The organism is Paracoccus homiensis (genome assembly GCF_900111675.1).
GTDB classification, from domain to species: Bacteria; Pseudomonadota; Alphaproteobacteria; order Rhodobacterales; family Rhodobacteraceae; genus Paracoccus; species Paracoccus homiensis.
The window spans coordinates 85899-110022 of record NZ_FOHO01000010.1 but is presented as its reverse complement, the minus strand read 5'-3'; the positions used below and the strand labels follow the sequence as shown (position 1 = coordinate 110022).

The window sequence follows — 24124 nt, the reverse complement described above, 5'->3', positions numbered from 1 at the left end:
ATGAAGATGACGACAGAGGAAGCCTTTGTTAAGGTTTTGCAGATGCATGGTATTGAGCATGCATTTGGGATCATTGGTTCAGCGATGATGCCTGTGAGCGACTTGTTTCCGAAGGCCGGGATCAAGTTCTGGGACTGTGCGCATGAGACGAATGCGGGTCTCATGGCGGATGGTTTCACGCGCTCGACGGGCAAGATGTCGATGGCGATTGCGCAGAACGGTCCCGGCGTGACGGGTTTCGTGACGCCGGTCAAGACGGCCTATTGGAACCACACGCCGCTGCTTCTGGTGACGCCGCAGGCGGCCAACAAGACGATCGGGCAGGGCGGTTTCCAGGAGATGGAGCAGATGCGCCTGTTTGCCGACAGCGTCTGTTACCAGGAAGAGGTCCGCGACGCCTCGCGCATTCCCGAGGTTCTGAACCGGGTGATCATGCAGGCCTGGCGCAACAGCGCGCCGGCGCAGATGAACATCCCGCGCGACATGTGGACCCAGGTGATCGATGTCGATCTGCCGCAGGTCGTGGCCTTCGAACGCCCCGCGGGCGGCGAGCAGGCCGTGTCCGAGGCTGCCAAGCTGCTGAGCGAGGCCAAGTTCCCGGTGATCCTGTCGGGCGCGGGCGTGGTCCTGTCGGGGGCGATCCCCGATCTGGTCCAGCTGGCCGAGCGTCTGGATGCGCCGGTCTGCAGCAATTATCAGCACAATGACAGCTTCCCGGGCAGCCACCCGCTGGCCATGGGCCCCCTGGGCTATAACGGCAGCAAGGCGGGGATGGAAATCATCGCCAAGGCCGATGTCGTGCTGGCGCTGGGGACGCGTCTGAACCCGTTCTCGACCCTGCCGGGCTATGGCATCGATTACTGGCCGAAGGATGCCAAGATCATCCAGGTCGACATCAATGCCGACCGGATCGGTCTGACCAAGAAGGTCAGCGTGGGCATCCAGGGCGATGCGGCCAAGGTCGCGCGCGGCATCCTGGGTCAGCTGTCGGCCAGCGCGGGCGATGCCGGCCGGTCCGAACGTCGCGATCTGGTCGCGCAGACCAAGTCGCGTTGGGCGCAGGAACTGTCGAGCCTGGATCACGAGGATGACGATCCCGGCACCGAATGGAACTCGGGCGCGCGGACCCGCGACGCCGATCTGATGAGCCCGCGTCAGGCCTGGCGCGCGATCATGCAGGCGGTTCCGGCCGAAGCCATCGTCAGCAGCGATATCGGCAACAACTGCGCCATCGGCAACGCCTATCCCAGCTTCGAGGCGGGCCGCAAATACCTGGCGCCGGGCCTGTTCGGTCCCTGCGGCTATGGCTTCCCGGCGATCCTTGGCGCGAAGGTCGGCAACCCCGACACGCCGGTGATCGGCTTTGCCGGCGACGGCGCCTTCGGGATTTCCATGAACGAGATGACGGCCTGCGGTCGCGACGACTGGCCGGCGATCACGATGGTGATCTTCCGCAACTATCAGTGGGGCGCGGAAAAGCGCAACACGACGCTGTGGTATGACAACAACTTCGTGGGCACCGAACTGGATCGCGACACCTCTTATGCCGGGATCGCGAAGGCCTGTGGCGCCCATGGCGTGCAGGTCCGCAGCCAGGAGGAACTGACCTCGGCGCTGCATGACGCGGTGGAACGGCAGATGAAGGACAAGCAGACCACCTTCATCGAGGTGCTGCTGAACCAGGAACTGGGCGAGCCCTTCCGCCGCGACGCGATGAAGAAACCGGTGGTCGTCGCCGGTGTCGACGCCGCCGACATGCGCCCGCAGAAAGGCGCTGCCTGATCCCGGTCATGGCCCGGCCGCCTTCCCCGCCGGGCCGTGACCACCTTCGGCCCGGCGACCTCCTCCGCCGGGCCGCCCTTGCCTTCCCGAAAGGAGCCTGCCCATGTCCAGCCCCGTGACCGGGCTTGTCGCGCGCCTGCCCGCGCCCGACCGCCTGCGCGCGTTGTTTCCGGGCTTTGCCGTTTCGGCCCTGGTGGCGGCGACGGCGCAATTCCTGTCCGACCATTACGGCGCCCCGGCGATGCTGCTGGCGTTGCTTCTGGGTCTGGCGTTGAACTTTCTGGCCGAGGACGGCACCCGCACCGCGGCGGGCATTTCCGTGACCGCGCGCAGCGTGCTGCGGCTGGGCGTGGCGCTGCTGGGGGCGCGGATCAGCGTGGACATGCTGGCCGAACTGGGCGGTCCTGCCATCGCGCTGGTGGTGGCGGGGGTGGTGCTGACCATCGGTTTCGCGCTGCTGGCGACGCGCTTTGTGGGCCGGGGCTGGCGCTTTGCGCTGCTGACCGGCGGGTCGGTCGCGATCTGTGGCGCCTCGGCGGCGATGGCGATCGCGGCAGTGCTGCCGAAACATGAAAAATCCGAACGCGATCTGGTGTTCACGGTGCTGTCGGTGACGGTGCTGTCGACGGTGGCCATGGTGGTCTATCCGATGCTGGCCAATCTCTTTGCCTTCGATGCCCGCGATTCCGGGGTGTTCCTGGGCGGCACCATCCATGACGTGGCCCAGGTGGTCGGCGCAGGCTTTTCCATCGGCCCGGAAACCGGCGAGACGGCGACGCTGGTCAAGCTGATCCGCGTGTCGATGCTGGCGCCGGTGGTGCTGTGCTTCTCGCTGACGATCCGGCAGATGGGCCTGTCGGGGCCGGGCACGGGCAAGCGTCCGCCGCTGCTGCCGGGCTTCGTGCTGGGCTTTCTGGTGCTGGCGGCGCTGAACTCTCTGGGGGTGATCCCGCAGTTTCTGGCCGACTGGGCCGGGGCGCTCAGCCGGTGGGCGCTGCTGATCGCGATCGCTGCGGTGGGCATCAAGACCTCGCTGGCCAGGATGCTGGAGGTCGGTCCCGCCGCCGTCGGCCTGCTGGTCGCTGAGACCGTCTTCCTGGGCGTCTTCGTGGTCACCGGGCTGCACTTCCTGGGCTGATCCCGAAACCGCCCTGCCGCGCGCGTCCCGCAACCGGGACCGCGCGCCTTGTCCGCAACCGTCATGCCCCGTGCCGGGGCCCTGCCGAAAGGTGCCGCGATGAAACCGCTGGAACGTCTTTACCAGGCCGCACGCGCCAATCCGCGCCACATCATCCTGCCCGAGGGCGATGATCCCCGCGTGGCCGAAGCCGCCGCCGAGCTGACCGCCCAGGGCCTGGCCCGGGTCACGCTGATGAACGGTCCCGACCTGCCCGGCGTGACCGCGATCCGCGCCGACAGTGCCCCCGACCTGCCGCAGCTGGCAGAGGAATGGCACCGGATGCGCGCCGCCAAGGGCATGACCGCCGAACAGGCGCTGTCGGACATGCGCGACCCGATCCGCCAGGCGGCGATGCGGGTGCGGCAGGGCCAGGCCGACGGCACGCTTGGCGGCGCGGTCGCCACCACTGCCGAGACCGTGCGCGCCGCGCTGCAGATCATCGGCCGCGCGCCCGATGCGGCCATCGTCTCCAGCTTTTTCCTGATGCTGTCCTGCGGCGCGGATGCCCCGATCAAGGGCGGCATGATCTTTGCCGATTGCGGTCTGGTCATCGATCCCGACGCGGCCGAACTGGCCGCCATCGCCCGTTCGGCGGCGCAGTCCTGCCGGCAGGTCCTGCATGAAACCCCGCGCGTGGCGCTGCTGTCCTTCTCGACCGCGGGCTCGGCGAAACATCCCAGCCTCGACAAGATCCATCAGGCGCTGCAGATCGTGCGCGATCAGGAGCCGGATCTGGAAATCGACGGAGAGATGCAGTTCGACGCCGCCCTCGACGATGCCATCCGCGCGAAAAAGGCCCCCGGCAGCCGCCTGACCGGCCGCCCCAACGTCTTTGTCTTCCCCGATCTCGCCTCGGGCAATATCGGCTACAAGATCGCCCAACGCCTCGGCGGCCTGAACGCCATCGGCCCCATCCTCCAGGGCCTCGCAAAGCCCGCAAACGACCTCTCAAGGGGATGCACCAAAAACGACATCATAAACGCCGCAATCATCACAAATATTCAAACACAGAAATGAGCGGAAAAGGCGCGCTTGACCATCGGGGATCAGCCATTAGCCTGACGCCGACGCAAAGCTGCAAGGACATGGCCCATGGCGAAATATATCCACTCGATGATTCGGGTTCTGGACGAGGAACGCTCGACCGCGTTCTATGAACGCTGTTTTGGCCTGACCGTGGCCGAGCGGCTGGATTTCGACAGCTTCACCCTGATCTACCTGTCGAATGCGGAATCCGAGACAGAGCTGGAACTGACGGTCAACAAGGACCGGACCGAGCCCTATGATCTGGGCGACGGCTATGGCCATGTGGCCTTTTCGGTCGAGGATGTGGATGCGCTGCACGCCCGTCTTGAGGCGGAGGGCTTTGCCCCGCGCAAGCTGGTCGATTTTGCCCCCGGCGGCGAAGTGATCGCGCGGTTCTTCTTTATCGCGGATCCCGACGGCTACCAGATCGAGGTTCTTCAGCGCGGCGGCCGCTATAAATAACCGATGCTGAACCCTTGACCTTCCAGTGACTGGAACCCCTATCTGAGATGGCGGACAGTCATCACGGGGGCCGGGCATGGCTTTGGATCACAGGTTGCGTCTGGGCGTGACGGGCATGAATTGCGGGTCCTGCGTCGGCAGGGTCGAACGGGCGTTGAATGCGATGCCGGGCGTCATTGGCGCCGATGTCAACCTGGCGACGGGTGTCGCCGTCATCGACCATGACGGCCGCGTCAGTGCGGCCGATATCGTGACCACGCTGGACCGGGCGGGCTATCACGCGCGCTTGTCAGAAACCCGGCTTGCGGTGCAGGATATGTCCTGCGCCTCTTGCGTCGGTCGGATCGAGCGGGCGCTGACGGCGGTTCCCGGCGTCGTGCAGGCGCAGGTCAATCTGCCGAGCCGTCGCGCCACCATCCGCCATCTGGACGGCCTGCGCGCGGGTGATCTTGCCGCCGTCGTGACCGGGGCCGGATACCCGGCGCGCCCCGAAGCCGAGGCGCAGGACCCCGCGGCCCAAGAACAATCCGAAATCACCGCGATGCGGCGGCGCCTTTGGGTGGCGGGCACGCTTGCGCTGCCGGTGTTCCTGTTGGAAATGGGCAGCCACGCGATCCCCGCGCTGCACCACCTGATCGCGGGCAGTATCGGGATCCAGACCTCCTGGGTTATCCAGTTTCTGCTGACGACACTGGTCCTGATCGGGCCGGGGCGGGTCTTTTACCGTCTGGGCATCCCGGCCCTGATGAAGGCTGCGCCCGACATGAATTCGCTGGTCGCGCTGGGGACGGCGGCGGCCTATGGGTTTTCGGTCGTTGCGACCTTCCTGCCGGGTCTTCTGCCCGCCACCATCCGCGCGGTCTATTACGAGGCCGCTGCGGTGATCATCGTGCTGATCCTGCTGGGCCGCTACCTTGAGGCGCGTGCCAAGGGCCGCACCGGCGAGGCGATCCGCCATCTGGCGGGCATGCGCAGCACCACCGCGCGGGTCGAGCGCAAGGGCAGCATCAGCGAGGTTCCCATCGACAAGATCGGTGTCGGCGATCTGATCCATGTGCGTCCGGGCGAGCGCATTGCCGTGGACGGGACCGTGACCGAGGGGCGGTCATGGGTCGATGAAAGCATGCTGACCGGCGAGCCGGTTCCCGTCGAAAAAACCGCCGGGGCCGAGGTGATCGGCGGCACGGTGAATGGCAATGGCGCCTTGGTGCTGAAGGCAAGCCGGATCGGGGGCGACACAGTGCTGTCGCAGATCATCCGCATGGTCGAAGAGGCGCAGGGTGCGCGGCTGCCCATTCAGGGGCTGGTGAATCGCATCACCATGTATTTCGTGCCCGCCGTGCTGGTCGCGGCGGCGCTGACCGTGACCGCGTGGCTGATCCTTGGGCCCGATCCGCGCTTGACACATGCGCTGATCGCGGGGGTATCGGTCCTGATCATCGCCTGCCCCTGTGCGATGGGTCTGGCGACGCCGGTCTCGATCATGGTCGGCACCGGACGGGCCGCAGAAATGGGCGTGCTGTTTCGCAAGGGCGATGCGCTGCAATCCTTGCAGGATGTGGCGACGGTCGCGCTGGACAAGACCGGGACGCTGACCATGGGCCGACCTGCACTGACCGCGTTCGAGGTTGCCGCGGGGCAGGATCGCGACACGCTGCTGGCGCAGATCGCCGGGATCGAGGAGCGGTCCGAACATCCCATAGCGCGGGCCATCACCGAGGGCGCGCGGGAACAGGGGCTGACGCCTGCGCGCCCCGACGCGTTCACATCGCTGACCGGGCAGGGGGTGTCGGCGCAGGTCGGGCCGCACCGGTTCCTGATCGGGTCGGATCGGTTGATGCGCGATCAGGGTCTGGACATCGCGGGGTTTCAGCCCCGTGCCGCCGAACTTTCGGCGCAGGGTCAGACCGTGCTGTTTGCCGCCCGCGATGACCGGATCGCCGCGCTGATCGCCGTCGCGGACCCGGTAAAGGACAGCGCGCGCGCGGCCATTGACGGTCTGCACCGGGCCGGGCTGCGCGTCGCCATGATCTCGGGCGATGGCCGGGCCACCGCGCAGGCGGTCGCGCGGCAACTGGGCATCGACCATGTCGTGGCCGAGGTGCTGCCCGACGGAAAGGTCGCCGCGCTGAAGGATCTGCGCGCCGCCGGTCCGGTGGCCTTTGTCGGGGATGGCATCAATGACGCGCCCGCGCTTGCCAGCGCCGATATCGGCATTGCCATCGGCACCGGCACGGATGTCGCCATCGAAAGCGCGGATGTCGTCCTGATGTCGGGCAACCTTGCCGGCGTTGCCAATGCCTTTGCGATCAGCCGTGCGACGATGCGCAATATCCGGCAGAACCTATTCTGGGCATTTGGCTATAACGTGGCGCTGATCCCGGTGGCGGCGGGGCTTCTGTATCCGGTCAACGGGGCGCTGTTGTCGCCCATTCTGGCGGCCGGGGCCATGGCGCTGTCCAGTGTCTTTGTGATCACCAATGCGCTGCGGCTGCGCCGCACCCGCGCCGCGACGCCGGTCGTTACGGAGGCCGAATGAACATAAAGCAGGTCGCGGAACAGGCGGGACTGCCCGCCAAGACCATCCGCTATTATGAGGATATCGGCCTGATCGCCCCGGATCGCGGACCGAATGGCTATCGCAGCTTTGGCCCGCGTGATGTGCAGCGGCTGGCCTTTCTGGCGCGGGCGCGGAACCTTGGCTTTTCGCTGGACGAATGTCGTCGCCTGATGGGTCTTTACTGCGACGATACCCGCACCAGCCGCGAGGTGCGTGACATGGCCAACGCGCATCTGGCCGAGTTGCGCGAAAAGATCGCGCAGCTGCGCGAGATGGAATCACAGCTTCAGACGCTGGTCGCCGCCTGTCGCGGTGACGATGATCCGGATTGCGCGATCCTGAACGATCTGGCGCGACCACCCGGCTAGGGCCTGCCTGTTTTGCGGGCAATCGCGGTCTGGGGGCGGGCTTGTGCATGGCGAAACCTTGCCCGCCGCGCGGTCTTTGCGACAAACCGGGGGCAGGTATCTGGGGGCGCCATGCTGAAAAAGCTTCTGATCGTCGTGGTCGAGCCCGACCCGGCCCGCGCGGAACTGATCGCCGAGGGGCTGACCCATTCGGGCGATCACGATGTCCGCATCATTGCCGAACAGTCCTCGCTGTCCCGGCAGGTGGCCGAACTGCGCCCCGATGTGGTGTTGATCGACATCGCCAACCCCTCGCGTGACGTTCTGGAGGAACTGGCCCTTGCCTCGGGGCCCGCGGATCGACCGGTGGCCATGTTTGTCGATCGGTCGGATGAACAGATGACCCGCTCGGCGATCGAGGCGGGGATTTCGGCCTATGTGGTCGCCGGGCTGCAACCCGACCGGATCAAGCCGATCATGGATGCCGCCGTCGCGCGGTTCCACATCCTGCAACAACTGCGGGCCGAACTGGCCGCCACCCGCGCCGCGCTGGAAGAACGCAAGATCGTGGATCGCGCCAAGGCGATCCTGATGAAGGCTCGTGGCATCGACGAGGCCGAAGCCTATGGCCTGCTGCGCAAGACGGCGATGGATCAGGGCAAGCGCATCGGCGACATCGCGCAGCAACTTGTGACGGCGGCGGGGTTGTTGGGCGGATGAGCAGCTTGCGTCTGGGCTATATACCGCTGATCGATGCGGCCCCGCTGATCGTCGCCCATGAAATGGGCTTTGCCGCCGAAGAGGGGCTGCGCTTCGACATTGTCCGGCTGAACACCTGGGCACAAAGTCGCGACATGCTGGGTGCGGGGATGATCGATGCGGCGCATATGCTGATGCCGATCCCGGTCGCGCAGGCCATCGGGCTGGGCCCGCGCATGCCGGCGCTGGATCTGGTGATGTATCTGTCGCATGGCGGGCAGGCATTCGCCGTCAATACCGATATTGCCGCGCGGCTGCGCGCCGAAGGTTATGCCTTCGATTTCGCGGATGCCCGTCGCGCCGGGACGGCGCTGCGCCGGGTGATCAAGGGGCCGCTGCGGGTCGGCGTGCCGTTCATGTTCTCGACCCAGCTGGAACTGACCCATCACTGGCTGCGGGCCTGCGGCTTTGCGCCCGAAGATCTGGACCTGCGGACCGTGCCGCCGCCGATGATGGCCGATGCCCTCGCCGCGGGCGAGGTCGATGCCTTCTGCGTGGGCGAGCCCTGGCCTTCCTTCGCGGTGGAACGCGGCATCGCGGCGCTGCTGCTGCCGGGGCCTGCGGTCTGGGCGGCACCGCCCGAAAAGGGTCTGGTGCTGCGTCGCGATTTCACCGAAACGCGCGGCGCCGAGACGGGGGCGCTGATGCGGGCGATCTGGCGGGCCGGGCGCTGGCTGGACGAGCCCGACCACCGTGGCGCCGCCGCCGAGATCATGTCGCGTACCGAATATCTGGATCTGCCCTCGGAACTGGCGGAACGTGGCCTGACCGGACGGCTGACTGTCACCCCGCGCGGCGAGCTGCGTCAGGCACCGGGTTTTCTGGCCTTTCACAGCGGTGGCGCCAGTTTTCCCTGGAAAAGCCAGGCGGCGCTGATTGCCCGCAACATCGCGCTGCGGCACGGGCTGGACCCGATGGCCGCGATGCGGGCCGCGATGCCGCATTTTCGGACCGATCTGTATCGACAGCACCTGCGATCGGCGGGGGCGGCCCTGCCGGGGGCATCGCTGCGGATCGAGGGCATGATCGATGCCGATCGCACCGTCCCGGCAGAACGCGGACAGATGGTCCTGCGCGCGGATCGGTTCTTTGACGGCTTCGTCTTTGATCCACCCACCCCGGATTCGTCCGAAAGCTGATCGTTTCATGGGCATCGGCGCCTGCGTCCTGCCCTTCGCCGGGGCAGGGTGCGATAAATTGCGCTGCGCTGCGGCGGAAGGCGGGAACAGGCTTGCGCGATCCGGATCACGGGCGGATAGTCGTTCCTACAGGCCGGGTGCAATGACGCGCCCAGGGCCAGCTCGCAACGATGCGGCATGACCTCCGCGAGGACGCGGATCTTCTGAAACCTGATCGCGTGACTGGCGCGCCCGATGGGCGACAGCTTGATCCCGCGCGATCCGATCAGCTTGTCATCGGAGCTTTCACATGTCTCATACCACGCATCCCGAATCCCGTCGCGCGCTGGGTCTGTCGACCTTCGCCTTTACCATCTGCTTTGCGGTCTGGACGATCTTTTCGATCATCGGCTTGCAGATCAAGGAACAGCTTGGCCTGTCGGATACCCAGTTCGGCTTTCTGGTCGGGCTGCCGATCCTGACCGGGTCGCTGACCCGTATCGTTCTGGGCATCGCCACCGACCGGCTGGGCGGGCGCGTCGTCTATACGCTGACCATGCTGGCCTCGGCGCTGGCGACCTTTCTGCTGGCTTCGGCCACGACCTATGGACAGGTGCTGATCGCGGCGCTTGGTGTCGGTCTGGCGGGCGGGTCTTTCGCGGTCGGCGTCGCCTATGTGTCGCGCTTTTACGCGGACAGGCAGCAGGGCACCGCGCTTGGTATCTTCGGGGTCGGCAATGTCGGCGCGGCGGTCACCAAATTCGTTGCGCCCTTCGTCATGGTCGCCTTTGGCTGGCAGGCCACCGCGCAGATCTGGGCACTGGCTCTGGCGGCGACCGCGGTTCTGTTCTGGGTTTTCAGCAAGGACGATCCGGTCACTGCGGGTCGTCGCGACGGCGCGATCGCGCAGCGCAGCCTGAAGGCCGAGTTCGAGCCGCTGAAGAACCTGCAGGTCTGGCGCTTTTCGGCCTATTACTTCTTCAGCTTCGGGGCCTTCGTCGCGCTGGCGCTGTGGCTGCCGCATTACCTGATCGGCGTCTATGGCCTGAACGTCAAGACGGCGGGCATGGTCGGCGCGGCCTATTCGATCCCCGCCTCGATCTTTCGTGCCTATGGCGGGCTGCTGTCGGACCGGATCGGCGCGCGCAAGGTGATGTATGCGACCTTCGCGGTGTCGCTGGTGGCGACCGCGATCCTGTCGATCCCCTCGGGCGTGCCGCTGGCGGTGTTCCTGGTGGTGATCTTCGCACTTGGTTTTGTCATGAGCCTCGGCAAGGCCGCCGTCTACAAGCATATTCCCAGCTATTACCCGGAAAATGTCGGTTCGGTCGGCGGTCTGGTCGGCATGATCGGCGGGCTGGGCGGCTTTATCCTGCCGCTGGTCTTTGGCTGGCTGAAGGACGGAACCGGCGTCTGGTCCACCTGCTTCATGGTCCTGTTCGTGCTGGTCGGTGCCTGCGCGCTGTGGATGCACGCTGCCATCCGCCAGATGGACCGCCCTTCGACCCTGCAAGCCGCATAAAAGGATGAACCCGATGAAAAAGAAACTTGTCGTCATCGGGGCCGGCATGGCCTCGGGCAGGCTCTTGGAGCATCTGTTCGAGACCGATCCCGACGCCTATCACGTCACGCTGTTCAACGGCGAGCCGCGCGGCAATTACAACCGCCTGATGCTGTCGCCCGTGCTGTCCGGCGAAAAGACCTATGACGAGATCGTCACCCATGACGAGGCCTGGTATCAGGCCCATGGCGTCGATTGCCGCTTTGGTCAGCCGGTGGTCCGGATCGACCGCGAGAACCGCGTGGTCCATTCCAACCACGGCAGTGCCGAATATGACGCGCTGGTCATTGCCACCGGATCGGCACCCTTCATCATCCCGGTCCCCGGCAAGGACCTGCCCGGCGTCGTCACCTATCGCGATCTGGAAGACACCAACGCGATGATTGAGGCGGGCGTCGCGGGCAAGGACGCGGTGGTGATCGGTGGCGGGTTGCTGGGTCTGGAGGCCGCGGCGGGCATGGCCGCGCGCGGCGCCAGGGTCACGGTCATTCACCTGATGGGCCATCTGATGGAACGGCAGCTGGACTCCGCCGCCGGCTATCTGCTGCAAAAGGATCTGGAACGCCGCGGCATCAAGGTTCACTGCGCCGGCGCGACCAAGGCGATTTTGGGTCATGACCGCGCCGAAGCCGTGCTGCTGGAGGACGGCACCGTCTATCCCGCCGATCTGGTCTGCATGGCCGTCGGCATCCGCCCCGAAACCCGCATCGCCACAGATGCGCGGCTGGAGGTCGAACGCGGCGTTGTCGTCGATGACGCGCTGCGCACCAGCGATCCCCACATCTTTGCCCTGGGGGAATGCGTGGAACATCAGGGCCAGCTGTTCGGCCTTGTCGCGCCGCTTTACGATCAGGCCAAGGTGCTGGCCCGGACGCTGCTGGATGAAAAGGCCGCGTTCCGCCCCGTGCAGACCGCGACCAAGCTGAAGGTCACCGGCTGCGATCTGTTCAGCGCAGGCGATTTCGCCGAGGGCGAGGGCCGCGAGGATATCGTCTTTCGCGATCCGGGTCGCGGCATCTACAAGCGGCTGGTCCTGCAGGATGATCGCATCATCGGCGTCGTCATGTATGGCGAAACCGGCGATGGGAACTGGTTCTATGGCCTGCTGAAGGATGGCACCGACGTCGCCGAGATGCGCGACACGCTGATCTTCGGCCCGGCCTTTCAGGGGGGGACCAAGCTGGACCCTATGGCGGCCGTTGCAGCCTTGCCGCCTGAGGCGGAGATCTGCGGCTGTAACGGCGTTTGCAAGGGCACCATCGTTCAGGCGGTGCAGAACGGTGCGACCACGCTGGACGCGGTGCGCGGCTGTACCAAGGCCAGCGGGTCCTGCGGCACCTGCACCGGGCTGGTCGAACAGGTGATGAAGCTGACACTGGGCGACGATTTCGCCGCCCCTGCGCCCGCGGGGATGTGCAAATGCACCGATCACAGCCACGAGGATGTGCGCCGCCTGATCAAGTCGATGGGTCTGAAATCCATTCCCGCCGTCATGCAGGAACTGGGATGGAAATCGGTCGGCGGCTGCCATTCCTGCCGCCCGGCGCTGAACTATTACCTGCTGGCGGAATACCCGCTGGACTATCGCGACGACCGTCAGTCGCGTTTCGTCAACGAACGCAATCATGCGAATATCCAGAAGGACGGCACCTATTCCGTGGTGCCGCGCATGTGGGGCGGCGTGACCACCCCGGCCGAACTGCGCGCGATCGCCGACGCCGCCGACAAGTACAATGTCCCCATGGTCAAGGTGACGGGCGGGCAGCGCATCGACCTTCTGGGCGTCTGTAAAGAGGATCTGCCGCATATGTGGTCCGATCTGAACGATGCCGGGCTGGTCAGCGGCCACGCCTATTCCAAGGGGCTGCGCACCGTGAAAACCTGCGTGGGCAGCGAATTCTGCCGCTTTGGCACGCAGGATTCGACCGGGCTGGGCATCCGTCTGGAAAAGCTGCTGTGGGGGTCATGGACGCCGCACAAGGTCAAGCTGGGCGTCTCGGGCTGTCCGCGCAACTGCGCCGAGGCGACCTGCAAGGACGTGGGCATCGTCTGTGTCGACAGCGGCTATAACATCAGCGTCGCGGGCGCCGCCGGGATGGAGGTGAAAGAGACCGAGCATCTGGCCTCGGTTCCGACCGAAGACGAGGCGGTCCAGATCACCGCCGCCTTTGTCCAGCTGTATCGCGAACACGCGAAATATCTGGATCGGGCCTATAAATGGGTCGCCAAGGTCGGGCTGGATTGGGTCAAGGCGCAGGTCGTCGATGATCTGGACAACCGCCGCGCCCTGGTCGAGCGGTTCGAGCTGAGCCAGTCGGTCTATCGCAAGGACCCCTGGGCCGAACATTCGACCCCCTCCGAAACCCCGAAATGGTCGCCACTGGCCGATCTGACACTGGAGGCCGCCGAATGAGCCTGTTCGTCGATATCGCCGCGCTGGAGGACATTCCCCCGCAAGGCGCCCGCGTCATCAAGACCCGCGAGGGATGCGTCGCGCTGTTTCGCACCGCCGATGATCGTGTCTTTGCGCTGGACGACCGCTGCCCGCACAAGGGCGGCCCCCTGTCCGAAGGCATCGTGCATGGCGCCTCGGTCACCTGCCCGCTGCACAACTGGGTTTTCGACATGACGACCGGCATGGCCCAGGGCGCCGATGATGGTGCGGTCCGTACATGGCCCGTTCGGGTCGAGGCCGGGCGCATCCTGATTACCACCGATCTTATCGCCCGTAGCCGGGCCGCCTGAAAGGATAGTCCATGAACAAGATCACCATCGAGGAAACCACCCGCGACGACGTGACCGCCATGATCCTGCGCGCCAAGAAACGTGCCGGAATGGACTGGGCGCAGATGGCCGAGGCCATCGGCATGTCGCCCGTCTGGCTGCATTCGGCGGCGACCGGCATGAACGCCTTTCCCCAGGACAAGGCCCGCGCCTTCGCAGACCTGCTTGGCCTGCCCGACAGCGCGGTCGATATCCTGTGCGACAGCCCGCTGAAGGTCTGGGAACAGGCGGTTCCGACCGATCCCTGCATCTATCGCCTCTATGAAATCGTCGGCGTCTACGGCCCGACCATCAAGGCGCTGATCAACGAGGAATTCGGCAATGGCATCATGTCCGCGATCGACTTCTCGATGGATCTGGAACGCGAGCCGAACCCCAAAGGCGACCGGGTGCGGCTGACCATCTCAGGCAAGTATCTGGCCTATTCCAACTGGTAAGAAACGGCGCGGCTGCCACGACAACAGGAATGTAGAACAATGTCTTACGTCAATCCACCCGACTTCGCCAAGAAGATGATCGACGCGGGCGAGGCCAAGGTCTTCATGTCGACCAAGGACACGCTGATCCGCGCCTATATGGCGGGCGCGATCCTTGCGCTGGCCGCCGCATTCGCGGTGACCGTCACCGTGAATACCGGCAACCCCCTGATCGGTGCGCTGCTGTTTCCCGTCGGCTTCTGCATGCTGTATCTGTTGGGCTTCGATCTGCTGACAGGCGTGTTCACGCTGGTGCCGCTGGCGCTGATCGACAAGCGGCGCGGCGTCACGATGAAGGGCATGCTGCGCAACTGGGGCCTTGTCTTCTGCGGCAATTTCGCAGGGGCTTTCACGGTCGCGATCTTCATGTCGATCATCGTCACCTTCGGCTGGTCCGAGGCGCCAAGCGCGGTCGGCGAAAAGATCGGCCATATCGGTGAAGGCCGGACCGTCGGCTATGCGGCACATGGTGCGGCAGGCATGCTGACGCTGTTTGTGCGGGCGGTGATGTGCAACTGGATGGTGTCGACCGGCGTGGTGGCGGCGATGATGTCGACCAGCGTTTCGGGCAAGGTGATGGCGATGTGGATGCCGATCCTGGTCTTTTTCTACATGGGCTTCGAACATTCGATCGTGAACATGTTCCTGTTCCCGGCGGGGCTGCTGCTGGGCGGCAATTTCACCATCGGCGATTATCTGATCTGGAACGAGATCCCGACCGTCGTCGGCAATCTTGTCGGCGGGCTGACCTTTGTCGGGGCGATGATCTATTCGACCCATCACCGCACCTCGCCGGAACTGTCGCGTGACGGTGCCCCTGCCGAACAGCCCGCCGCCGTTCCGGCAGAATAAGGCGATCGCGCGATGAACATGCACTCTGCAACCCGCCCCGTCAAAACCACCTGTCCTTACTGCGGGGTGGGTTGTGGGGTGCTGGCCACGCCGACACCACAAGGCGGGCTGACCATCGCGGGCGATCCCGATCACCCGGCCAATTTCGGGCGGCTTTGCGTCAAGGGGCAGGCCCTTGGCGAAACGCTTGGCCTGCAGGGGCGGCTGCTGTCGCCGCAGATCGCTGGCCGCAATGTCGGCTGGGATCAGGCGTTGCAGACCGTGGCGGACCGTTTTGCCGACACGATTGCGCGCCACGGCCCGGACTCGGTCGCCTTCTATGTCTCGGGGCAGTTGCTGACCGAGGATTATTACGTCGCCAACAAGCTGATGAAGGGCTTTGTCGGCAGTGCGAATATCGACACGAATTCGCGGCTGTGCATGGCCTCATCGGTCGCCGGGCATCGCCGTGCCTTTGGCAGCGATACGGTGCCCGGCCTTTACGAGGATCTGGAACAGGCCGATTGCGTGGTGCTGGTCGGGTCCAATCTGGCATGGTGCCACCCGGTTCTGTATCAGCGGCTGGCCGCAGCACGGCAGGCGCGTGGCACCCGCGTTGTGGTGATCGACCCGCGCCGGACGGCGACCTGCGACATTGCCGATCTGCATCTGCCGATCAGCGGGGCAGGTGATGCCGCGATCTTCAATCTGTTGCTGGCAGAACTGGACCGCCGCGGCCTGATCCCCGCCGACGCCCCGGTCGACGGCCTGCCCGAGGCGCTGCGCGCCGCGCGGGCGACCTCGGCTGACGGGCTGGGCATCCCGGATCCGGAACTTCAGCGTTTCTTCGATCTGTGGTGCGACAATCCGCGGGTGGTCACGGTCTATTCGCAGGGTGTGAACCAGTCCGATTGCGGCACCGACAAGGTTGGCGCGATCCTGAACTGCCATTTGGCGACCGGACGCATCGGGCGTCCCGGCATGGGCCCATTTTCCGTCACCGGCCAGCCCAACGCTATGGGCGGCCGCGAGGTGGGCGGGCTGGCCAATATGCTGGCCTGTCATCTGGATATCGAAAACCCGGCGCACCGCGACGCGGTGGGCGCGTTCTGGAAGGCCCCGAACATGGCCTGTGAACCGGGGCTGAAGGCGGTGCAGATGTTCGACGCGGTCGAACAGGGCAAGATCAAGGCGCTGTGGATCATCTGTACCAATCCCGCCATGTCGATGCCGGATGCCGACCGCGTTGCCCGCGCGATCAGAGGTTGCGATTTCGTGGTGGTTTCCGACATCATGGCGCGGACGGATACGACCGAACTGGCCGATGTGCTGCTGCCTGCGACGGGCTGGGGCGAAAAGGACGGCACCGTGACCAATTCCGAACGCCGGATCAGCCGTCAGCGCCGCAGCCTGGCCCCGGCCGGGCAGGCGCGGGACGATTGGCGTATCCTGGCCGAGGTCGGGCGCCGCATGGGGTGGCAACAGGCCTTCAACTGGTCGCATCCGGCGCAGGTCTTTGCCGAATATGCGGCGCTGTCCGGCATTGCGGGCAAGTTGGGCAGCGATTTCGACATCTCGGATTGTGCCGGAATCGATCCGGCGGAATACGAGGCGATGCAGCCGTTTTCCTGGCCCCGCGCCGGGGCGCGACAGGGTGGGCGCTTCTTTGGTGATGGTATCTATCATCGGCCCAATGGTCGTGCGCAGATGGTCGCGGTGACGCCGCAGGCCGCGCCCGTGCAGGATTTCCGCCTGAATACGGGGCGGGTGCGCGATCACTGGCACAGCATGACCCGCACCGGGCTGTCGCCGCGCCTGTCGCGCCATCTGGCCGAGCCTTATCTGGAAATTCATCCCGATGACGCCGCGCGTCTGGGCCTGACCGCTGCCGGTCTGGCCGAGGTCGCGACACCGCAGGGCCGGGCGGTGCTGCGGGTCATGATCTCGGACCGGGTGGGGCGGGGGCGACCCTTTGCACCGATGCACTGGACCGGTCAGGTCGCGCCGACCGGACGGGTCAACGCGCTGGTGCCGCCGGTCGTCGATCCGATCTCGGGCCAGCCCGCGTCGAAATCCGCGCCGGTCACGATCCGACCCTTTCATGTGTCATGGTATGGCTTTGCCGTCGCGGGGCGTGCGATGCGACCCGATTGCGACTACTGGGCGACGGCGCGGCTGGACGGCGGCCATCAGGCCGAACTGGCGGGCGTTGAACCTGTCACGGATTGGGCGGGGATGGCGGCGGCATTGTTCGGGCTGAACAGCGAACCGATCATTGTCGAGGATACCCGCCGCGGCGTTGCGCGGGTTGCTTTTGTCGAGGACGGCCGCCTACAGGCCGCGCTGTTCGTCGCGCCCCGGCCCGTCGCCCTGTCGCGCAGCCATGTGACCGCGGCGATGTCGGGCGGGGATGCCGCCGACATTCTGGCCGGATATCCCGGTGCGGGGCGGGTCGATGCGGGCGCGATTGTCTGTGCCTGCGCGGCGGTTGGCGTCAACACGATCACGCAGGCGATCCGGTCGCAGCATTTGGTCAGCGTCGATCAGATTGCCGCTGCCCTGGGGGCCGGGGCGAATTGCGGGTCATGCCGACCCGAAATCGCCGCCCTGATCGCGCAGATCACCGCCAGGGCCTGACCGGCCCCGGCGGCGACGCAGGGGTCAGGCGACCGCATCCTTGCGCACATAGTTCAGGATCGGGGCCAGCCAGCGTTCGGCCTCGGCCAGATCCATCCCCTTGCGGGCGGCGTAATCGCGGGCCTGATCTTCCTCGATCTTGGCGACCCCGAAATAATAGCTGTCGGGATGCCCGATATACAGGCCCGAGACCGACGACCCCGGCCACATCGCCATGCTTTCCGTCAGCGTCACACCGGTGGTCGCCTCGGCATCCAGCAGGCGGAACAGGGTCAGCTTTTCGGTGTGATCGGGCTGCGCGGGATAGCCGGGCGCCGGGCGGATGCCGTCATAGGGTTCACCGATCAGGTCCTGCGGCGCATAGGTTTCGGCGGCACCGTAGCCCCAGTAATCCTTGCGGACCCGTTCATGCAGCATCTCGGCCATCGCCTCGGCGATGCGGTCGGACAGCGCCTTGACCATGATCGCGCCGTAATCGTCATTGGCGCGTTCATAGCGCAGCGCGATGTCCTGTTCCTCGGGGCCGGCCGTTACCACGAAGCCGCCGACATAGTCGCGATGCCCCTCGGGGGCCACGAAATCCGACAGCGCGACATTCGGGCGGCCATTGCGCTTGGTCACCTGTTGGCGCAGCGTATGCAGTGTCGCCAGTTCCTGTTCGCGGTCCTCGCCGGTGAACAGGCGAATATCGTCACCGACCGCATTGGCGGGCCAGAACCCGACGACCGCGCGGGGCTTGAACCATGCCTCGTCGATGATCCGGGCCAGCATGTCCTGTGCGTCGCGATACAGGTTCCGCGCGGCCTCGCCCTGTTTTTCGTCGTCCAGAATGCGGGGATAGACGCCTTTCAGCTCCCATGTCTGGAAGAAGGGGGTCCAGTCGATATAGCGCGCGATTTCGGCCAGGTCCCAATCCTCGACCACCTTCAGCCCGGTAAAGTCCGGCGTCTTGGCGGCAAATCCGGTCCAGTCCAGTTTCAGCGCATTGTCACGCGCAGCCTGCAACGGCAGACGCGATTTTGCGGCCTCGGACCGTTCATGCCGTTCGGCCACCTGCGCATAATCGTCACGGATACCGTCGATATAGGCCTGCTGCTGTGCCGGGCTCAACAGTGACGACACCACGCCGACCGCGCGGCTGGCATCGGTGACATAGACCGCCGGTCCCTTGGCATAGCGCGGCGCGATCTTGACCGCCGTATGGATTTTCGAGGTGGTCGCCCCGCCGATCAGCAGCGGAATGTCGAAACCCTCACGCTCCATCTCGGCGGCCATATGCACCATTTCATCCAGCGATGGCGTGATCAGCCCGGACAGCCCGATCACATCGACCTTTTCGGCCCGCGCAACCTCCAGAATCTTCTGCGGCGGCACCATCACGCCAAGGTCGATCACCTCGTAATTGTTGCAGGCCAGAACGACGCCGACGATGTTCTTGCCGATATCATGGACATCGCCCTTGACCGTCGCCATCAGGATCTTGCCCGCGCTTTCGCGTTCCGATGCGCCGCTCAGACGCTTTTCCTCTTCCATATAGGGCAGCAGGACGGCCACGGCCTGTTTCATCACGCGGGCCGATTTCACCACCTGCGGCAGGAACATCTTGCCCGCGCCGAACAGGTCGCCGACGACATTCATCCCGGCCATCAGCGGGCCTTCGATGACATGCAGCGGGCGTTCGGCGGCCTGACGCGCCTCTTCGGTGTCGCCTTCGATATATTCGGTGATGCCGTTGACCAGCGCATGTTCCAGGCGCTTTTCGATGGGCCATTCGCGCCAGGACAGGTCCTTCTCACGCTTTTGTCCGCCTCCATCGCCGCGGAATTTCTCGGCGATGTCCAGCAGACGCTCGGTCGCGGTGCCACCCGCCTTGGGCGCACGGTTCAGCACGACATCTTCGCAGGCCTCGCGCAATTCGGCGTCGATCTGGTCATAGACGGCCAGCTGCCCGGCATTGACGATGCCCATGTCCATGCCGGCCTGAATCGCGTGATACAGAAAGACCGCGTGCATCGCCTCGCGCACGGGCTCGTTCCCGCGAAAGCTGAAGGACAGGTTCGACACCCCGCCCGAGACATGGGCATAGGGCAGGTTCTGCCGGATCCAGCGCGTGGCCTCGATGAAATCGACGCCGTAATTGTCGTGTTCCTCGATGCCCGTGGCGACGGCAAAGATGTTGGGGTCGAAGATGATGTCTTCGGGGGGAAAGCCCACCTCGTCCACAAGGATGCGATAGGCGCGTTCGCAGATCTCGATCTTGCGGGCGGCGGTGTCGGCCTGGCCCTGTTCGTCAAAGGCCATGACCACGACGGCGGCCCCATAGGCAAGGCACAGTTTCGCCTGCTGGCGGAACTGTTCGACGCCCTCCTTCATGCTGATCGAGTTCACGACCGGCTTGCCCTGCACGCATTGCAGACCGGCCTCGATCACCTCCCATTTGGAACTGTCGATCATGATCGGCACGCGGGCGATGTCGGGTTCGGCGGCCAGCAGGTTCAGGAACTCGACCATGGCGGCGCGGCTGTCGATCAGCCCCTCGTCCATGTTGATGTCGATGATCTGCGCGCCGTTTTCGACCTGATCGCGGGCGACCTCCAGCGCGGTGGCATAGTCGCGGTTCTTGATCAGCTTGCGAAAACGCGCGCTGCCGGTGACGTTGGTGCGTTCGCCCACGTTCACGAAGGGAATGTCCGAGGTCAGGACGAAGGGTTCCAGCCCCGAAAGGCGCAATTGGCGTTCAGGCATATTCGGGCACCTTTCGCGGGCTGAACTGGGCCACGGCCTCGGCTATGGCGCGGATATGGTCGGGCGTGGTGCCGCAGCAGCCGCCTACGACATTCACCAGCCCCTCGCGGGCAAATTCGGCGACCTGCCGGGCGGTGTCGTCGGGGCCTTCGTCATATTCACCAAAGGCGTTGGGCAGACCGGCATTGGGATAGGCGCAGATCAGCGTGTCGGCCACGCCCGCCATTTCGGCCAGATGCGGACGCATCGCCTCTGCGCCAAGGGCGCAGTTCAGGCCGACGGTCCAGGGGTTCGCATGCCGGACCGAATGCCAGAACGCGGTCGGCGTTTGCCCCGACAGGGTCCGCCCCGAGGCATCGGTGATCGTGCCCGAAATCATCAGCGGCAGCGCGCGACCATGCGCCTCCATCGCCTCGATACAGGCAAAGATCGCGGCCTTGGCATTCAGCGTGTCGAAGATCGTTTCGATCAGCAGAATGTCGGCCCCGCCCGCGATCAGTCCGGTGGCCTGCTGCAGATAGGCAACGCGCAGTTCGTCGAAGGTGACGGCGCGAAAGCCCGGATTGTTCACGTCCGGACTGATCGAGGCCGTGCGGTTCGTCGGCCCCAGCGCGCCTGCAACCCAACGCGGCTTGCCATCCTGCGCGGTCGCGCGGTCAAGCGCCCGGCGCACCACGCGCGCGCCCTCGACATTCAGGTCATGGACGGCGGCTTCCAGCGCGTAATCGGCCTGCGCGATGGTGGTCGAGGAAAACGTGTTGGTTTCCACGATATCGGCACCCGCCATGGCATAGCGGTAATGGATCTCTTCGACCGCTTCGGGCTGGGTCAGGATCAGAAGGTCGTTGTTGCCTTTCTGCGGATGGTCCGAGTGGTGGCGGCAGACATGACCCGAGCCGTGGCCGGTATAGTCGTCCTCGCCCAGCCCAAGGTTCTGAATTTGCGTGCCCATCGCGCCGTCAAGGATCAGGATCCGTTCCGCAGCGGCGCGGTTCAGTGCCTCGAATGCGGGCGAGGGGGGAAGTCTGCCGGTCATCATCGCGTCCTTCAAATGAAGCCCGCAACATAGTGGCTGCACCGCACAGCCGCAAATTCATAATTCTCCAGAAGATGATGAGCCAGGTTGATAATCCTGCCTGTCGCAGCGGGCCTGTCCCGACCGCCGCAGGGCACGGCCCTGCGGCCATCGCCCCCGGCAGGAAGCCGCCCGGGCTTGTCCCGGGCGGCCGCTGTCACCTCATGCGCAGCGCGCCGTCCAGGCGAATGACTTCGCCGTTCAGATAGCCGTTCTCGACGATCACCCCTGCCATCCGCGCAAATTCGTCCGGGTCGCCCAGCCGCTTGGGATAGGTCACCTCGGCGGCCAGGCTGTCCTGAACCTCGGCAGGCAGACCGCGCATCATCGGGGTGCCGAAGATGCCGGGTGCGATGGCGCAGACACGGATCTTCTGGCCTGCCAGATCGCGCGCGATGGGCAGGGTCATGCCCGCGATTCCGGCCTTGGATGCCGCATAGGCGGCCTGCCCCTTCTGCCCGTCATAGGCCGCGATCGAGGCGGTGTTGACGATCACGCCGTTCTCGTCGCGCCCGTTCTTCGCCATCTGGGCAGCGGCCAGGCGCAGCACGTTGAAGCTGCCGATCAGGTTGATCTCGATGGTGCGGCGGAACCCCGCAAGGCTGTGCGGCCCATCGCGACCCACCGTCTTTTCGCCGGTGACGATGCCCGCGCAGTTCACGCAGATGTCGATGCCGCCCATTCGTGCCGCTGCCTGATCGATGGCCGCAGACACGCTGTCCTCGTCGGTCACGTCTGTTTGCACAAAACCCGCGCCGATTTCGGCGGCGGTGGCGGCCCCGGCCTCGTCGCGGTCCAGGATGACCACCTGGGCGCCCATCTTGCGGAAATACCGGGCCGTCGCCTCGCCCAGCCCCGAGGCCGCGCCGGTCACGATGGCGCGTGCGTCCTGCAGATCCATTCATTCCTCCCTGATCTGATATGGCAGCAAGTCTGACATATTCGCGACGACCATGCCAGTCTCATGACGGGCGTGGCGACTAGTCCAGCAGTTCGGGACCGCCACAGATCGCCGGATCGATCCGGCCGATGACCTCGGGATCCTTGCCGTCGAAATCGACCGCGTTCAGAACGGTCTGGATCGCCGCGATGCGGGCGCGTTTCTTGTCGTCAGACCGGATCACCGTCCAGGGCGCAATCGGCGAATGCGACAGGGTCAGCGTCTGCCTGATCGCGTCGGAATATTCGTCCCATTTCGCCAGGCCGTCGACATCGATGGGCGACAGCTTCCACTGTTTCAACGGGTCCTGTTCGCGGTCCAGAAACCGCTGCAGCTGTTCGGCGCGGCCGACATTCAGCCACAGCTTGACCAGCGTGATCCGGTCGTCGACCAGTGTCTGTTCAAAGGACGGAAGCTGGCGAAAGAAGGCGCTGCGCTGGTCATCGTTGGAAAAGCCGAACACCCGTTCCACCACGCCGCGGTTATACCAGCTGCGGTCGAACAGCGCGATTTCACCGGCGGCGGGCAGGCGGTCCACATAGCGTTGGAAATACCACTGCCCCGCCTCGCGTTCCGTGGGTTTCGGCAGGGCGACGATATAGCAGCTGCGCGGGTTCAGGTTCTCGCGCACACGCTCGATCGTGCCCCCCTTGCCCGCCGCGTCGCGCCCCTCGAACAGGACGACGACGCGTTTGCCGCTGTGGACCACATCATGCATCATCCGCACCAGTTGCAGCTGAAGCTGGGCGATGTGGTCTTCGTAAGCCGACTTGTCCATCTGCGAGGCATAGGGATAGCCGGGGTCCAGAACCTCTTTCTTGCCGGCGTTCTCGATGGCCTTTCGAATATCCTTCGGGGCCTCTTTTTCCAGATAGGCGCTGATCTGGCCGACAAGGGGTTGGTTCGTCATCGCTTAGGCCTTTCCGATCTGGGACATGTCATACCAGGTGGTCTGGTAGATCTCGTTGATCCAGTTACCATAAAGCAGATGCGCGTGGCTGCGCCAACGATTGGCCGGCGGCTGCGTGGGATCGTCGGACGGGTAGTAGTTGCGCGGCACCTCGATCGGTTTGCCCGCCGCCACATCGCGGTCATATTCGTCCTTCAGCGTGGTGCTGTCATATTCGAGGTGGTTGAAGATATACAGCGCACGCCGGCCGGGATCCTGGACCAGGCAAGGCCCGACCTCGTCGCTGGCCAACAGCGTGGTCAGGTCGCTGCGGGCATCGACATCGGCCTGCCGCACCTCGGTCCAGCGGCTGACGGGCACCAGCACATCATCCGAGAAGCCGCGCAGGAAGGGCGAGGCCGGGACAAGATTGCGATGGCGGAAACAGCCGAACGCCTTTTCATCCAGCATATGCTTTTCCAGCTTGTGGAAATGCCACGCCATCGCCATGCCGCCCCAGCACACGCCAAAGGTCGAATGGACATGGGTCTGGGTCCATTCAAAGACCCGGGTCAGTTCGTCCCAATAGGTGACCTCTTCAAAGGGCAGATGTTCGATCGGCGCGCCGGTGATGACCAGCCCGTCGAACTTTTCGCCGCTTTCCTCGACCTCGCGGAACGGGCGATAGAAGCTTTCCATATGGTCGGCGGCGGTGTTGCGGCTTTCGTGATCGGACATGCGGATCAACTGAAAGTCGATCTGCAGCGGCGTGGCCCCGATCAGCCGCGCGAACTGGTTTTCGGTCTGGATCTTCTTCGGCATCAGATTCAGCAGTCCGATGCGAAGCGGGCGGATGTCCTGCGTAGCCGCGCGACCGGGCGACATGACCATGACGCCTTCATCCGACAGGATGCGATAGGCGGGCAGGTTTTCATTCAGCGTGATGGGCATG

The 24124-nt window shown here is 65.1% G+C and carries 19 protein-coding genes; 14 read left to right on the top strand and 5 right to left on the bottom strand.

Annotated elements, in window-relative coordinates; genetic code table 11:
* The 14 genes from xsc to BMX67_RS13740 all read left to right on the top strand — a co-directional run bounded on the left by xsc (position 1) and on the right by BMX67_RS13740 (position 17523).
* Positions 1 to 1782 carry a sulfoacetaldehyde acetyltransferase gene (gene xsc / locus BMX67_RS13805; RefSeq protein WP_090736108.1) on the top strand — a complete coding sequence of 594 codons (1782 nt, stop codon included), beginning with the start codon at positions 1 to 3 and terminating at the stop codon, positions 1780 to 1782.
* A gap of 103 nt (positions 1783 to 1885) precedes the next feature.
* Positions 1886 to 2920 (top strand): YeiH family protein, encoded by a 1035-nt coding sequence (locus BMX67_RS13800; RefSeq protein ID WP_090736104.1) that lies wholly within the window; start codon positions 1886 to 1888, stop codon positions 2918 to 2920.
* Between the two features lie 99 nt (positions 2921 to 3019).
* Positions 3020 to 3979, top strand: coding sequence for a phosphate acetyltransferase (pta, locus tag BMX67_RS13795; RefSeq protein WP_090736101.1), 960 nt, complete (start codon positions 3020 to 3022; stop codon positions 3977 to 3979).
* A gap of 75 nt (positions 3980 to 4054) precedes the next feature.
* The gene (locus tag BMX67_RS13790) at positions 4055 to 4450 is read left to right on the top strand and encodes a VOC family protein (protein WP_090736099.1); all 396 of its coding nucleotides are present in this window, start codon (positions 4055 to 4057) and stop codon (positions 4448 to 4450) included.
* 76 nt (positions 4451 to 4526) lie between these two features.
* The gene (locus BMX67_RS13785; protein WP_090736094.1) at positions 4527 to 6989 is read left to right on the top strand and encodes a heavy metal translocating P-type ATPase; all 2463 of its coding nucleotides are present in this window, start codon (positions 4527 to 4529) and stop codon (positions 6987 to 6989) included.
* Positions 6986 to 7378, top strand: a complete 393-nt coding sequence (locus tag BMX67_RS13780; protein ID WP_090736092.1) for a MerR family DNA-binding protein — start codon at positions 6986 to 6988, stop codon at positions 7376 to 7378. Before BMX67_RS13785 ends, BMX67_RS13780 begins: the two co-directional genes overlap by 4 nt.
* 111 nt (positions 7379 to 7489) lie before the next feature.
* Positions 7490 to 8077, top strand: a complete 588-nt coding sequence (locus tag BMX67_RS13775) for an ANTAR domain-containing response regulator (RefSeq protein WP_090736089.1) — start codon at positions 7490 to 7492, stop codon at positions 8075 to 8077.
* Complete coding sequence (locus BMX67_RS13770; RefSeq protein ID WP_090736087.1) at positions 8074 to 9255, top strand: ABC transporter substrate-binding protein; 1182 nt, start codon at positions 8074 to 8076, stop codon at positions 9253 to 9255. The genes BMX67_RS13775 and BMX67_RS13770 overlap by 4 nt, the downstream gene beginning before the upstream one ends.
* 289 nt (positions 9256 to 9544) lie before the next feature.
* A complete protein-coding gene (locus BMX67_RS13765) occupies positions 9545 to 10756 on the top strand; it encodes an MFS transporter (protein WP_090736084.1) in 1212 nt (403 codons plus the stop codon).
* Between the two features lie 13 nt (positions 10757 to 10769).
* Positions 10770 to 13208, top strand: coding sequence for a nitrite reductase large subunit NirB (nirB, locus tag BMX67_RS13760; protein ID WP_090736081.1), 2439 nt, complete (start codon positions 10770 to 10772; stop codon positions 13206 to 13208).
* On the top strand, positions 13205 to 13540 hold the full coding sequence (nirD, locus tag BMX67_RS13755; RefSeq protein ID WP_090736079.1) for a nitrite reductase small subunit NirD: 336 nt from the start codon (positions 13205 to 13207) through the stop codon (positions 13538 to 13540). Before nirB ends, nirD begins: the two co-directional genes overlap by 4 nt.
* 11 nt (positions 13541 to 13551) lie before the next feature.
* A complete protein-coding gene (cynS, locus tag BMX67_RS13750) occupies positions 13552 to 14016 on the top strand; it encodes a cyanase (protein WP_090736076.1) in 465 nt (154 codons plus the stop codon).
* Between the two features lie 39 nt (positions 14017 to 14055).
* Complete coding sequence (locus BMX67_RS13745; protein ID WP_090736073.1) at positions 14056 to 14907, top strand: formate/nitrite transporter family protein; 852 nt, start codon at positions 14056 to 14058, stop codon at positions 14905 to 14907.
* 12 nt (positions 14908 to 14919) lie between these two features.
* Positions 14920 to 17523, top strand: a complete 2604-nt coding sequence (locus BMX67_RS13740) for a nitrate reductase (protein ID WP_245739457.1) — start codon at positions 14920 to 14922, stop codon at positions 17521 to 17523.
* A 24-nt stretch (positions 17524 to 17547) separates the two neighbouring features.
* Here BMX67_RS13740 and metH read toward each other — a convergent pair whose 3' ends face one another.
* The 5 genes from metH to BMX67_RS13715 all read right to left on the bottom strand — a co-directional run bounded on the left by metH (position 17548) and on the right by BMX67_RS13715 (position 24123).
* Entirely contained in the window at positions 17548 to 20268 is a 2721-nt protein-coding gene (gene metH, locus BMX67_RS13735) for a methionine synthase (protein ID WP_090736069.1), read from the bottom strand.
* Entirely contained in the window at positions 20261 to 21307 is a 1047-nt protein-coding gene (locus BMX67_RS13730) for a homocysteine S-methyltransferase family protein (RefSeq protein WP_090736066.1), read from the bottom strand. The genes metH and BMX67_RS13730 overlap by 8 nt, the downstream gene beginning before the upstream one ends.
* A gap of 193 nt (positions 21308 to 21500) precedes the next feature.
* Positions 21501 to 22244 (bottom strand): SDR family NAD(P)-dependent oxidoreductase, encoded by a 744-nt coding sequence (locus tag BMX67_RS13725; RefSeq protein WP_090736064.1) that lies wholly within the window; start codon positions 22242 to 22244, stop codon positions 21501 to 21503.
* 79 nt (positions 22245 to 22323) lie between these two features.
* Positions 22324 to 23193 carry a polyphosphate kinase 2 gene (ppk2, locus tag BMX67_RS13720; protein WP_090736061.1) on the bottom strand — a complete coding sequence of 290 codons (870 nt, stop codon included), beginning with the start codon at positions 23191 to 23193 and terminating at the stop codon, positions 22324 to 22326.
* Between the two features lie 3 nt (positions 23194 to 23196).
* Positions 23197 to 24123: a homoserine O-succinyltransferase gene (locus tag BMX67_RS13715; RefSeq protein WP_090736059.1), complete on the bottom strand. Its 927-nt coding sequence runs from the start codon at positions 24121 to 24123 to the stop codon at positions 23197 to 23199.
* Between the last annotated feature and the right edge of the window lies 1 nt (position 24124).